This is a genomic window from Sphingomonas sp. SDUR79 (genome assembly GCF_056821745.1).
Genome location: NZ_JBPDIN010000001.1, coordinates 83,761 through 97,528, shown reverse-complemented (window position 1 = coordinate 97,528; position 13,768 = coordinate 83,761). Strand labels below are relative to the sequence as shown.

Sequence of the window (13,768 nt, the reverse complement as noted above, 5' to 3'; positions counted from 1 at the left end):
GCCTAGTTGAAGGATCGGCTTCACAGGCGCACGCGGAAGCCGAAGAAATATTGCGTGCCACTGTTCGACACTTCGGCAATGCTGTCGTATCCGCCCTTGTACATGATGTCCTGCTCGCCCGTGACATTGAGCGCCTGAAGCTTGAGCTGGACATTCTTGGTCAGGTTGTATTGCGCCGAGAGGTTCAGATAGGTGCCATCGCGGATTTCGCGGTTGGTGCCGCCGTTCGGCTTGTAATAGTCCGACCGGTAGCGGAGGTTGGCGCGCAACGAGAGCCCCCATTTCTCGAAATAGACCGACCCGCTCGCCGTCCATTTCGACAGGCCGACCAGGTTGGCCGGTTCCAGATAGGGCGCGATCGGCGAGGTATCGGGATATTCGAAATTGGCGAAGGCGCGGTTGACCGAGCCCTGGATGCCGAAACCGTCGAGCGGATCGGGAAGCCAGGTGAAGGCATGGCTGACCGTCGCCTCGACACCATAAAGGTGGCGCGTCTCGAGATCATTGGCCGGGCCGACCGGGCTGATCGTGAAGGTTTCGGTCGCCGGCGCGCCCCCGTCGCGGACGGTAGTGACGGTGATGTCCGTCGGGCGCGGTTCCGACCGGCCGATCACCGTGCCAGTGACCCATTTGTAATAGCCGGCAATGGAGACCAGCGTATCCTTCGACGCATAGAGTTCGAGGCTGGCATCGGCGTTCCACGACCGTAGCGGCTTCAGGTTGGGGTTGCCGGTCGTCGCGTTGAAGATGATGTTGTTGAGGCCGGTGCCCGCCGACGGGTTGAGGTTGATGCCCGCGCCGAAGCTTTCGATCCCCGAGCGCGCGATGGCGCGATAGGCGGCAAGGCGCAGCTTGAGCTGCTCCGTCAGGTCGAAGGCGATGTTCGCGCTGGGCAGCAGATAGTTGTAGCTGCCGTTGGCGGTATTGACCGTCAGCGGCCGGCTGGGATCGACCGCGACCGAATAGCTGTCGCCGGCGGTGTCGATGTTGATGAGATAGGCTTGGCGGAAGCCGATCGAGGTGATGTCGGTCTTGACCCAGCGCAGGCCGATATTGCCGCTGATCGGGACAGGCCCCTCATCCGCGCGGAAATTGGCCATGGCATAGGCCGCCCAAATCCGTTCGCGCACATCGATGTCGCTGGGATCGCGCCCGTCAGCGGGCGTCGGCAACGCGTCGTCGCTGCCGGTGAAGGTGCGGAACAGACAGTCATTGTCGAATGTCGCCCAGCGCAACACGTTGGTACCCGTGCCCTCCATGTAGCTCGTCGTGGTGAACGGCACGCGGCATTGCTGGTTTGCCTGGGCGATCAGCTGCGCCGGGGTCTGGCCGTTGATCGCCACCAAGGTGTTGAGGTCGTTGTTACGGGCATTGTCGTTCGTGCGGTGGTGATCGGAGAAGCGGCCCCCGAACTTGACCGAGGTGATGAAGCCGTCGAGCTCACGCGTCACGTCGAGGCGGCCGGCCCAAATCTCGTCCTTCCGATCGGTGACGAAGCGGCGGCGGGCATAGACCGAATTCGCCGCGGTGGTGAGGAAGTTCGCGTGGTTGGTGATGTCGAACGTGCCGAAATCGACCGTTGGGACGACGTTGTCGCCTTCATACGCCAGCGTATAGGGTACGCGCGTCGCCGAACGCATGCGGGTCTGTTTCTGGTTCTCTGTGCGATGGCTGCGCGAATAGGAGCCGTCGAACGAGATGTTCCACCGGTCGGGTGACCAGATCAGGTTGACCCCGCCGCCCAGATATTCCTCGTTGCGCTGGCGCGTCTCGAGCTGGTTTTCGAGATTGGAGTTGCCGCGATAACTGATCAGCGCGCCCGACGAATAGCCGTTCGCCCCGTTCCCGATGATCAGCGGCTGAACGCCGCGCAACCCTTCGGTGATCTGCAGGACGTTGCGGTCCTCCAGGCTGGCGCGATTGGAATATTGCCCGTCGATGGAAATTTCGAAATCGCTGTGCGGACGCCATTGCAGCGATCCGATCAGGCCGTCGCGAACTTCTGACGTCTGCTGCGTGCGGAAGCTGCGCGAGGAGTTGGCGAAATAGACGTCACCACGCGTCTCACCGACCAGCACGGGTGTCGCACCAGTGCTCGGCGCAACCGAGCGCGGGCCGGTCGCGAGCGTACAGTTGGCACCCGCCCCCGCCGCGACCAGCGAAGCTGCGCTGCCCGTCACCAGCGAGGGATTGTTTGCGATCGTGTTGCACAGCTGGAAGGTGGAGTTGGCGTTGTAATAGTCTTCGGGCGCGGTCGTGTCCTGCCGCTGATAGCCGATCGAGATCCCGATATCGCCGATGCCGGTTTTGAACTGGTCGGTGTAGGAAATGTTGGCGCGATAGCCGAGGCCGTCATGCTGGTAGACGTCGTCATCCTTGGGCTGGAAATCGCCGCGAATTTCGAACTGGAGGCGGCGCTTGCCATAATCGAGCGGCTTCATTGAGCGCAGCTCGATGATGCCGCCAACGCCGCCCTCGAGGAAATCGGCGCGCTGCGACTTGTAGACCAGAACGCCGTTGACCAGCTCCGACGGGAATTGCTGGAAGGCGACGGAACGGTCGGGACCGGCAGTCGAGACTTCGCGGCCGTTGAAGGTCGCGAAGCTCAGCGTGGGGCCAAGGCCGCGCACGGATAGCTCATTGGCATTGCCCTTGAAGCGGTCAGCCGAAACGCCGGTGATCCGCTCCAGCGTGTCGCCGACGCTATTGTCCGGCGTCGCACCGATTTCGTCGCTGACCAGGCCGTCGACCACGACGTCGGCGTTGCGCTTGACCGAGATCGAGGTGCGCTGCGTTTCGCGGGCACCGGTGACCAGAATTTCCTGCTCGTCTGCGGCGACTTCGGCCACCTGATCGGGCGATTGCGGCGAAGCCGCGTCCTGCGCATGCGCCGGCGCAAATGTGGCAAAGGTCGCCGAGGCGAGCAGCGCACCGCGCAACACATTGATGGAACGTATCATTTACTTCCCCCTCCCGTTTGCGCGTCCGTGGCGCGGTCCGAACCCAGCTGATACCGGTGTCAGGGATGTGTATGACAACTTGGATCATCGAGTCAACGCCTTTCAGATCTAGTTGTAGGACAACTCACGCCTCGCCAGCACGGGCGCTGCGGCGTCGAAAGCGGACGCGCGCAACGCACGATGGAAGCAAATGCAGCGGTCGGCCCGCGATAGCGCCGGTCGATTGGCGTGCTCGCCTGCAGCCTCGGGCCGCAGGCGGAGCCAGCAAGTTCGGTCCCGATCATTGCAGCCTGCCACCGTGCGACTGGCCCGCCCGGCGATCGGGTGAAGCGGCGTTGCCAGCGACCGGCGTGGCGGCGCGGGTTATGCAGACAAATTTACGCTTCAGCGCCGGATTTGCTGTCGCGCGAGATCATGCATCGCGGTTCCGGCGAGGATGAACGCCCCGGAACCATAGAATTGGGTTTCTTTCGCCGACACGCTGTCGGGCCGATCGCTGACCTGCTGCACCCAGCCGAGCATGCCGTCGGGCTGCACCGCGCGGACGCTGGCGTTCCAGCCCTTGATCGCCGCAGGTTGATAGGTCGCCCGGTCGAGCAAACCGTGATTGATCCCCCAGGCAAAAGCATAGGTAAAAAAGGCGGTGCCGCTGCTTTCAGGCGGGGTGCCCGGATCGCCGTCGAGCAGCGAGGCGGGCCAATAGCCATCGGCTTTCTGCAGCGCGATGAGCCTGGACGCCATGTCGCGGAACAGCTTCTCATAATAGGGCCGTTTGGGATCGCTGCGGTCCATCACCTCCAGCATGCGCACAAGGCCGCCCATCACCCAACCATTGCCGCGGCTCCAGAACAGCTTGCGCCCCTTGGCATCGCGCATGTCGAAGAAGCGGCTGTCGCGGAAATAGAGCTTCTCGACCGGGTCGTAGAGATAGTCCGTGGTCGCTTTGAACTCTTCATGCGCGAAATCGGCATAGTGCCGGTCGCCGGTGATGCGGGCGAGCTGAAGCAGCGTTGGCGGGGCCATGAACAGCGCATCGCACCAGCACCAGCGGTCGGTGCACAACGAATGGCCGGAACCGGGCCGGACGGGGATAAACTCCAGGCTGCCGCGCGGGCGCTTGGCCAGCACATTGTCAAAATAGGCGCGTGTGGGCGCGAGCGCTTTATGGCCGGCGCCGTTGCGCGCGGCCCAGATCCACGCCTGTGCAATCAGTTGATCGTCTGCATGGAAGGGATTGTCGCCGAGGCGCCATTGCACGTCGCGGCCAAGGTCGAGCAGCGGCCTGACATAGCGGGAATCGCGATCGGCCAGCCCGGTCAGCGCGATCCAGAACGTCGCCTGCTGCCAGTCGCGCGGGTTTTGAACGCTGTTGCGCGCCGCCGGCATGCTTGCCCAGTTGGTGCGGTTGGCCAACTGCCAGTCGGCAACACGGCGGGTGTCCGCGAGGATTGCGGCCGGGCGTGGCATGGCGGGCTGCGCCTGAACGGCAGCGGGAACCCCGGCAAGCGCGAGGAGCATCAGGGACATGTGGTTTCCTTGGCTGGAATGAGCGCAACTGCGGCGAGGGTCAGGCGCAGGCGCGTGCTGGTGGACATTGCAAACGGCACGGTCACGCGGTCGAGCCGTCCGCCGGGCAGGCAGGCGAGCGGAATGGCAAGCGACTGCCACCCCTTGCCCGCAATCGTGGCAAGGCGCGGAGCAATGTCGATCCGCGCAGCGCAACCCGGGCCGCATTGCAGCTCGAGCTGCACCGGGCCAGCAGGTGCTTCGTCGACGCGCAGGTCGAGCGCGAGTGCGAGCGGACCGGCGGCGCGCAGGTCGGGAGCACGCGGATCGGCGATCAGCAACGTGCCGCGCGATTTCCCCGACCAGGCGACTTCGCGTGCGTCCTCCTGCGCATCGCGATCGACCGGGCGCACGGCGATCGATCCGTTGTCGGCCGCACCGGTGATCGTCTGGCGACTGTCATTGGCTCCGTCGATCTGCAACTGGCGCGAACCGAGCGCGCGGCCACGCGCGAACAGCGGGCCAGTGGCCGGCTGATCGAGCGCAATGCCGGGGTCTTCGGACAAGCGGGCGGCAGGAGACCGATCCTTGAGCGTCAGCCCATAGCCATAGCGATAGAGCGGACGATAGGCCGCATCGCCGACATTGAGCGGCGCGCCCTTGGCGTTGGCGGGCCAACTGAAGGGCAGCTTGCCGCTAAAGTCGACCTTGCCGAACAGGACATCGGCCACCCCGCCGCCCTCCGACCCGGGGAGCCATGCTGCGACAAAGGCGTCGGCGGCATTGACGTGGCGGTTCACCCAGAGCGGACGCCCCGAAAGGAAGACGGCGACCACCGGGATGCCCGCGGACTTCAAACGCTGCATCGTGGCGAGGCTACCGGTGCGGTCGTCGAAATAGAGATCGGCACGGTCGCCCTGGAATTCGGCATAGGGGTCTTCGCCGAACACCACGATCGCGACATCGGGTTTGGTGGTGTAGCGGCCGTCGACAGACAGCTCCGCGCTGCCGCCGCCGGCCTTCACCGCCTCGCGCACGCCGGTAAAGATCGGCGTCGCTCCGGGGAAATGCTCGGGCTTGGTGCCCGTGCCCTGCCAGGTCAGCGTCCAGCCGCCCGACTGTTTCGCGACATCATCGGCGCCGTCGCCAGCGACAAGAATATGTGCGCCGGCCTTGAGCGGCAGGGCGCCGCTGTTCTTGAGCAACACCAGTGATTCGCGCACCGCCTGACGCGCAATCGCGCGGTGTTCCGGCGCGCCGAGCAGTTCGTAGCGACCGGCATAGGGGCGCGAAGAGGGCCTGCCCGCCTCGAACAGCCCGGCACGCAGCTTGACGCGCAGGACCCGTCGCACCGCGTCGTCAAGCCGCGCCATCGGCAGCTTGCCCGATTTCACGGCGTCGAGGGTCGAGGCATACAGCCCCTTCCAGCTCGCCGGGCCCATAACCATGTCGAGCCCGGCCGCAATCGAAGCGGGGCAGTCGGTCGGCGTACAGCCCGGTACCTTGGCATGGCCGTCCCAGTCGCCGACGACGAGCCCGTCAAATCCCCAGTGCTGTTTCAGCACGCCAGTGAGCAGCGACGCGTTGCCGTGCATCTTCGTGCCGTTCCAGCCGGAGAAGCTGGCCATGACGCTCTGTACCCCTGCGTTCAGCGCCGCGACATAGCCGGGCGCGTGCAGCCGGATCAGCTCGGCCTCGGACGTCTGCGCGTCGCCGCGGTCGCGCCCGTCCATGGTCCCGCCGTCGGCCAGGAAATGCTTGGCGGTGGCGATGACATGGGGTCCGCGAAGCCAATCCTTGTCGCCGCGCCGCCCCTGCAGCCCATGGATGAAGGCGGTCGCGTAATCGACCACAAGCGCCGGATCCTCGCCAAAGCTTTCATAGGTGCGGCCCCAGCGATCGTCGCGCGCCACGGCGATGGTCGGGGCGAAGGTCCAATCGAGGCCGGTGACGCGCAGCTCGATCGCGGTCGCCCGGCCGATCTTTTCCATCAGCGCTGGGTTCCGGGTCGCACCCAACCCGACATTATGCGGGAAGATCGTCGCGCCCACGATGTTGTTATGGCCATGCACCGCGTCTGATCCCCACATGACGGGGATGCGCGGCAGCGTGCCGTTCGGGCGCATTGACGCTTCGTAATAGGCGTCGGCGGCGGCGACCCATGCGGCGGCCGGGCCGAACTCGTCGCCGCCGGGCGAGGAACTGCCGCCGTTAAGGACCGAGCCGAGATGATAGCGTGCGACATCCTCTGGCGTGACGCTGGCGATATCGCCCTGGATGATCTGCCCGACCTTCTGCTCGAGCGACATGGCGGCAAGGATCGACTCGATGCGCACTTCGATCGCCGTGTCGGCTGGGCCAGACATTACAGCAGGCCAGCGTTCAGGATCTGCCTGCTGCGCACGGATCGCGGTCGGTACGGCGGCGAGCGCGACCGCAATTCCCACGGCGACATAGTCACGCCTCCCCACATCACCCTCCCCGATTTGCCGGAATCTGTCCTGACACCGATGGACATAACTCTGGTCTTTTTCAGCCCGCGTCAACACTAGTTGTCACACAACTCGTCATTCGCGCCTAGGCGTAAGAGCGTCGCCGAGCGACCTAAGCGGGCCGACATGCTCGCGTGCTCGCGTCTGTTAATTGTTGAGATGCCGCTTGCGCCCTGCAGTACCAGACCACACATTGTGCGCTGCAGCATAGACCTGATGTCGTCGTTGCGGCCGCAGCAATCACTGCGGCGGAAGGGAAGCCGCATGCGACATTTGAACGACACCCTGCAACGCATCTCTGCGTTGCGAAAGAACGCTCTAGCCGGCGGGGGACGCCTTGGCGGCGAAGATCGGCTTTCGGATCTGCCGCCTTGTGGTTCCAACCCGGGCGCTCTGCGCGGTCGATTCTACGTGCCCACAAAACTGGGCGCTGCACCCGCCCTGGTGGTCGTGCTGCACGGCTGCACACAGAGCGCGGCTGGCTATGACCTGGGCTCCGGTTGGTCCCAACTCGCCGACGCGCACGGATTTGCGCTGCTCTACCCGGAGCAGCGCCGCGGCAACAATCCGAACCTTTGCTTCAACTGGTTCGATCCGGGCGACACGCGACGCGGCCAAGGCGAGGCACTCTCGATCCGGCAGATGGTCGACGTCATGGTTGCCGAGCATGGGGTCGATCCCGGCCGTGTCTATGTGACCGGGCTGTCGGCGGGCGGCGCAATGACCTCGGTGATGCTGGCCACCTATCCCGAGCTATTTGCCGGTGGAGCGATCATTGCGGGGCTTCCCTATGGCACGGCCAACTCAATTCCCGAGGCGTTTGATCGCATGCGGGCGCATGGCGGTCCGCCGGCGGCAGCACTCGGCGCGCTGATCACGGCGGCGTCGCCTCATCCAGGCCCGTGGCCGACAATCTCGGTGTGGCATGGAGACAAGGACGCGACCGTCAGCCATGCAAACGCGGCCTTGATCGTCGAGCAGTGGCGCGCCGTCCATGGTGTCGCACGCGAGCCGGGCGTGGTCGAGGATGTGGATGGCCACCACCGACAGGCGTGGGTCGGATCGGACGGCCGTGTTGTGATCGAGCAATATCGCATCGCTGGCCTCGCCCATGGGACGCCACTCAGCACATTGGGCGCGGATGCATGCGGCTCGACGGCGCCGTTCATGCTGGAGGCCGGCATCTCCTCGACGCGCCGGATCGCCGATTTCTGGGGGATCGCCGGAATCGCGAACGACGATCGTGGCGAAATGGACGGTGCGACGATGAACCGGCCGAACGCGACCATCGCACGCGCGGCAATGCCTGTCCCCAATCCCGACGACGATCGAGACCATGAGCGCCATCGCCCGACAAACGCTGGCGGCGTCGGCCGAATCATCGAGGATGCACTGCGCGCCGCCGGCCTGATGCGATGAGTTCGTGCTTCGATTTCAAGACTATTGCCAGGGATTTCCAGTGGCTTAGAGCATGACAGAAAGCATCGCCCGTAGCAGCGTTTCGATCAGCATAGCGCGGAGCCGCAACGCCTATCGGGTTTCAGAATAGCTGCTTTACTGAGCAAGCTTCAGCTTCACCAGCGATGAACCCGAACTCTGCCAGTGGAGAATCGCTCTGGTTTGGCAGAATTCGGGTCTAGCGGTCCGCTTCGACCCAATGTCCGCTTGATGCTGCCATTCCACTATCGGCCCATCAGCTGCTGGTCCGCTGCTGGCGCGACCTCCTGGGCGGGATCGCGATAGGTTGCGGCCGTCACGATCGAGCGGAAATCGTTGCGCAACCGGACTGTGGCCCCCAAACAACATGGGTCGAAAATGACAGGCGCAAGAAATAAAATTGCGTCCATTCATGCGCCCAGGTCGGTCCGCGCAACGTTGCCTTGCCGATCGTTCAGTCCGAGCGCTCCGTTTTCAAAGGCTTTCCCCCACATGCCCTCGACCCCCATTTCCCAGCCACGGCGCACGCGCGCGCGCTTCACCCTCGCCTCGGCGCTCGCAGGAACTGCGTCTGTCCTGCTCTTGGCATTGCCGTCCGCAGCGCTGGCTCAGGAAGAATGCGGCCCGGCGCCCGCGACCCCCGGCACCGTGACCTGCACCCCTGCGGGCAACCCCTATCCGAACGGCGTCACCTATATCGCCCCGCCCGCCGACCTTACGATCGTGTTGCAGGACGGCGTGCGCATTGACACCACCGGCGGCTTCGATCTCGGACTGCTGGCGGTCGGCGACAATGCCTTCACGATCAACGGCGGCACCAACACGCTCATTACCAGCGACAGCTTCGGCGTCCTCGTGTCGAACAACACCGATCCGATTTCCGTGACGCTCGACCGGATCGTCACCAACGGCGCGAATAACTTTGGCCTGATCGTCAGCTCGTCGGAAGGCTCGATCACGACGAGCACCAACGCCATTACCACCAATGGCGCGAACGCCGACGGGATCAGCGCCAGCACCGATACCAGCGCGATCACCATCCGCTCGGGCAGCGTCACGACCAGCGGCCAGAACGCCATCGGCATCGACGCCAACAGTGATTTCGGCAATCTCGACATAAGCTCCGGCACGATCCGCACCAGCGGTGTCGGCGGCGGCGGCTTTGGCGGCGGCGCGGTCGGCATCCTTGCCCAGACCGGCGGCACCGGGACGGTCAGCGTCAACTCGACCACGATCAACACCGCCGGTACCGACGCGTTCGGCATCCGCGCCGTGTCCAACACCGGCGCAGTGTCGGTGACCTCGGGCACGATCGGCACCACCGGCCTCAACGCTGACGGCATCACCGTCACCACCGCAGGCAGTGCAACGATCAACGGCGGCGCGATCACCACTACGGGTGCGAATGCCGATGGCATCGTCGCCAGCGGCGTTACCGGAGCCAACATCAACTTCACGACGATCAGCACCACCGGCACCAACGCGAATGGCGTGCTCGTCCCCGCAGGTGTCGCGTTCTTTGGCCCGCGTGCCACTGCAACCACCATTGTCAACGGCGGCAGCGTCAGCACCGTCGGCGCAACTTCGGATGGCGTCCGCGCCATCGCCGGAACCGGGACCGCGACGGTCAATGTCACCGGCAATGTATCGACCCAGGGCGCCAACAGCCGCGGCATCTTCGCCACCGGCCCAATGGGCGTTGCCGTCACCAACGGCGGCACGATCAGCACGGCTGGCGTCACCTCCAACGGTGTCGATGCGTCGAGCACGACCGGTCCGGTCAACGTCACGGTCAATAACGTGACCACCACCGGCAATGGCTCGCGCGCCGTCGTCGTCAATGCGACCACCGGCAATGCTACCGCAACCGTCAACGGCGCAGTGCGCACCACCGGCACCACTGCCGATGCGCTGACCGTCACCAGCGGCGGCAACAGCGTCGTCAACGTTGGCGCCAGCGGCTCGTTGGCCACCACGCAGGGCAATTCGATTGTCCTGAATTCGGTGGGCACCAGCACGCTCAACAACGCCGGAACGATCGCCAACAACGCCAATGGCTTCGCGCTCGTCGCAACTGGCGGGCCGATCACCATCAACAACAGCGGCAACCTGTCGTCAGACATCGTCCTGACCGCAGGTGCGGACCGCATCAACAACAGCGGCACCTTCACCGTCGGCCCCAATCCGGACTTCGGCGCTGGCACCGATAGCTTCGTCAACAGCGGACTGATCCTGGTCGGATCCGGAGCAACCGCGACCGTCGCGCCGACCTTCACCGGCCTCGAAACCATGACCAACAGCGGCACCATCGATCTGCGCAACGGACGCGCAGGCGATACGCTGACCCTGCCCGGCACCTATGCCGGTGCCAACGGCACGCTCGGCCTGGACGTCACGCTCGGCGCAACACCTGTGGCTGATCAGCTGATCATCGGCGGCATCGCCAGCGGCACCACGACCATTCAGCTCAACCAGCTGGCCGGCAGCCAGCCGGTCCTGAATTCGGGCACAGTGCTGGTCCGCGCCGCCACGACATCGGACGCCAACGCCTTCGATCTGGCGGGCGGCTCACTCACGTCGGGCTTTGTCCGGCTTGAAGTCGTCTTCAACCCTGCCACCGGTACCTACGCGCTGACCGGCGCACCGAGCGACAGCGCTTTCCGGACGCTCAATTTCAACGAGGGCGTCCGTAGCCTCTGGCTGAAATCCGCCGACACCGTATCGGGCCAGCTTCGCGCCCGCCGCGATGCGCTGTGGACGCAGGGCGGTGGCGAAGTTGCCGGACGCACGTGGCTGCAGATGCACGGCTCCGTAGAAACCCGGGGCGGCAGCCGAAACTTCAACACCTTCGGCCAGTCGCGCCTGACCGACACCGGCTATGAGCAGGATTATTTCGGTGGGCAGATCGGCTTCGACATCAGCGGCGGTGCCGGTGAGCGCGGTGGCTTCGCCTTCGGCGTCACCGGCGGCTATATCAATTCGTCGATGAACTTCGCGGGCTCGCCCGACCGACTGCGCTTCGATGTCGTCAACGGCGGCGTTTATGGCAGCTTCACCTCGGGCAACATCTTCGTCAACGCGATCGGAAAATACGACTATTTCTGGGCGAAAGCGAATATGCCCGGTGCCGGTTTCCGACAGGACAGCAACGGCGGGGTCTATGGTGCGCGCGCAGAGGCGGGCATCCGCTTGGGCAGCGACAGCTTCTTCATCGAACCAGCAGCCAGCATCTCCTACGTCAAGAACGACTTCGATGATCTGTCGCTCAACGGCACGACCATTCGATTCGATGACGAAGATGGGCTGCGCGGGCGCGCCGGTGGCCGCATCGGCGGTGCCTTCGGCATTGGCGGCGGCGCGGAAGCCGCGGTCTATGTGGGCGGCAATTACGTCCATGAGTTCAAGGGCCGCGATCGCGTCACCTTCACCAGTGGCGGCACGAGCCTGGACTTCACCAATGATCGCCTTCGCGATTACGGCGAAGCGACGCTGGGCGTGACGATCGCACAGAGCCAGGGGATCAGCGGCTTCCTCGAAGGCAACTACATCCGCTCCTTCACCGACGGCAACGGTACCCGAAGCATCGACGGCGCCGGCGGCCGCGCGGGCATCCGCCTGCAATTCTGAACTGGCTGGGTTCGAACTAGGAAATCGTCACGGGGTGCATGGCAACATGCGCCCCGTTTGATTGAGCAACGGAGCGAACAGTATCAGTCAAAGCCACTTTCGCCTCTTTGGAGTCGCGCCCATGCTCTGGGGGTATCGTGCACATTCTTTGACCGGAATACCCCCGATGGATCCCCCCAAACCCACGGGCCGAACGCGATCGACAACGAACGCGACCGATCTATGACCAGCCGAAACGCCTAAAATTCCGGGATATTTTGCCCTGTGGCAACTTCAGCGATCAGGGATGGTGCGCGACCAGGCTTCGCACCCTGCCCGGCTTCAGCCGGCAGTGTGCGTCATAAGCCCCGCTCTATTTGAGGCCGGCCCCTGCCGGCCCGCGCCAGCGATCGAAACCGCCAGGCCGAGACCCTCGGAGCGCGGTCGCGCAGCGCAGCGAGCGATAGAGCGCGGTCGCGCCACGCGCGAAGCGCTCAATGCACTCTTTCATGGAGACCCGTCGAACAGCGGCAGCACAGGTTTGAGCGGCGCCTCCCAAATCCCAATGCGCCGCGCTCGACGTGCCCGGCACCTCATCGTCGTCCCTGGCAGCGGTCAGCAGTTGCGCGACGGATCGATCCACGCCTGGACTTCGCCGCTCCGTCAGGCTTTCACCCTCCCGCCCAGGCTGCAGGCTGGAGGAAACGTCCCCTCGTTCATCCGGCGATACAGGGTCAAGCGCGATAGACCGGTCCTCTCGCGCCCGTCCGCCAATCTCAGCAAATTGTCGTTCGTCACCTGGTGCTCCTTCCGACGTCAAGGGTATGCGGGCAAGGTGCAATTGCCCGTGATTTCCCCGTCCCGGCCAGACCAGAGGTTCGACGGACCACCTCCCCCGGGCAGAAACCTTCCCAACGTTCCCAAAGCGTGCTGCACCAGTCGACTGTCGCCCAACCGTTTCGGTTCAATTCGAGGAGGTGCCCGCCGCGCAGTCGGTTCGATCAGTCGGATGTCAATCTATGGCCGTCAGCGGACACCCCAATCCAGCTCTCGATAAACTGCAAATTCGCTGAGCAGCAAATATTGCGATTTTCACGAATATCAGCCAGCAGACCCATTCCGCGCTGGACGCAGGAAATCGCTTGCACTTAGTATCCCCGCTCAGGTGGGAGCGCACGCATGCAGTCGGTATTGAAGATCGTCGATGAATGTTTCGGCGTGGGTGCCGGGGAACGACGGCCGGCGCTCGAACTGCGCCTGGTGTCGGAACGCATCACGGCGCGCGAACTCATCCGCCGCCGGATCGCAGATGAAGTGGAAACAGCCAATCGTCAGCGCGCCGAATTTGCCGCTGGCCATGCGCGCAACCGCTCCTTCCTCATCCCGCTGAGCGATGACACGCCTGAAGCGCGGCTCAACCCCGCCAGCGCCCGGACCTTTCGTGCGCGCCTGTTTAACGAAGCGGTCGAATATGACCGCGCGATCGAGGCGTTCGGCCAGAATCAGTTCATCCTGTTGTTCGACGAGCGCCAGATTTCCGACCTCGACGAAGCAATTTCCGTCACACCAGAGAGCGAAGCGGTGTTCCTCTATCTGACGCCGCTGATCGGCGGATGACCGGCATATTCGATCGCATCGCGGGCCTGTTTGGCGGCAGGAGAGACTCCTCGCCTTCGTCCGGCAGCAATAGTGAATTGGCGCCGGCCTGGCCTCAGCCTTGGGCCTCTCCGGCGCGCACGTCCGCGCCTGCACATGCATCCGACACGG

General features: G+C 64.4%; 7 protein-coding genes. 3 read left to right on the top strand and 4 right to left on the bottom strand.

The window, feature by feature from the left end; translation table 11 throughout:
- Nucleotides 1-20 precede the first annotated feature (20 nt).
- From ACRYLO_RS00410 to ACRYLO_RS00400, 3 genes are all read right to left on the bottom strand, one after another.
- Nucleotides 21-2,960, bottom strand: coding sequence for a TonB-dependent receptor (locus ACRYLO_RS00410; RefSeq protein ID WP_482658377.1), 2,940 nt, complete (start codon nucleotides 2,958-2,960; stop codon nucleotides 21-23).
- A gap of 384 nt (nucleotides 2,961-3,344) precedes the next feature.
- Nucleotides 3,345-4,487, bottom strand: coding sequence for a glycoside hydrolase family 88/105 protein (locus ACRYLO_RS00405; protein WP_482658376.1), 1,143 nt, complete (start codon nucleotides 4,485-4,487; stop codon nucleotides 3,345-3,347).
- Entirely contained in the window at nucleotides 4,478-6,937 is a 2,460-nt protein-coding gene (locus ACRYLO_RS00400) for a glycoside hydrolase family 3 protein (protein WP_482658375.1), read from the bottom strand. The genes ACRYLO_RS00405 and ACRYLO_RS00400 overlap by 10 nt, the downstream gene beginning before the upstream one ends.
- A gap of 237 nt (nucleotides 6,938-7,174) precedes the next feature.
- Between ACRYLO_RS00400 and ACRYLO_RS00395 the strand changes: the two genes are divergently transcribed.
- Both ACRYLO_RS00395 and ACRYLO_RS00390 read left to right on the top strand, forming a co-directional pair.
- A complete protein-coding gene (locus tag ACRYLO_RS00395) occupies nucleotides 7,175-8,377 on the top strand; it encodes an extracellular catalytic domain type 1 short-chain-length polyhydroxyalkanoate depolymerase (RefSeq protein ID WP_482661646.1) in 1,203 nt (400 codons plus the stop codon).
- 600 nt (nucleotides 8,378-8,977) lie between these two features.
- Nucleotides 8,978-12,022 carry a beta strand repeat-containing protein gene (locus tag ACRYLO_RS00390; protein WP_482658374.1) on the top strand — a complete coding sequence of 1,015 codons (3,045 nt, stop codon included), beginning with the start codon at nucleotides 8,978-8,980 and terminating at the stop codon, nucleotides 12,020-12,022.
- Between the two features lie 642 nt (nucleotides 12,023-12,664).
- On the opposite strand, the gene ACRYLO_RS00385 is transcribed toward ACRYLO_RS00390, so the two are convergent.
- Nucleotides 12,665-12,799: a helix-turn-helix transcriptional regulator gene (locus ACRYLO_RS00385; protein WP_482658373.1), complete on the bottom strand. Its 135-nt coding sequence runs from the start codon at nucleotides 12,797-12,799 to the stop codon at nucleotides 12,665-12,667.
- 381 nt (nucleotides 12,800-13,180) lie between these two features.
- Here ACRYLO_RS00385 and ACRYLO_RS00380 point away from each other — a divergent pair, with 381 nt between their 5' ends.
- Entirely contained in the window at nucleotides 13,181-13,618 is a 438-nt protein-coding gene (locus ACRYLO_RS00380) for a hypothetical protein (RefSeq protein ID WP_482658372.1), read from the top strand.
- Nucleotides 13,619-13,768: the final 150 nt, after the last annotated feature.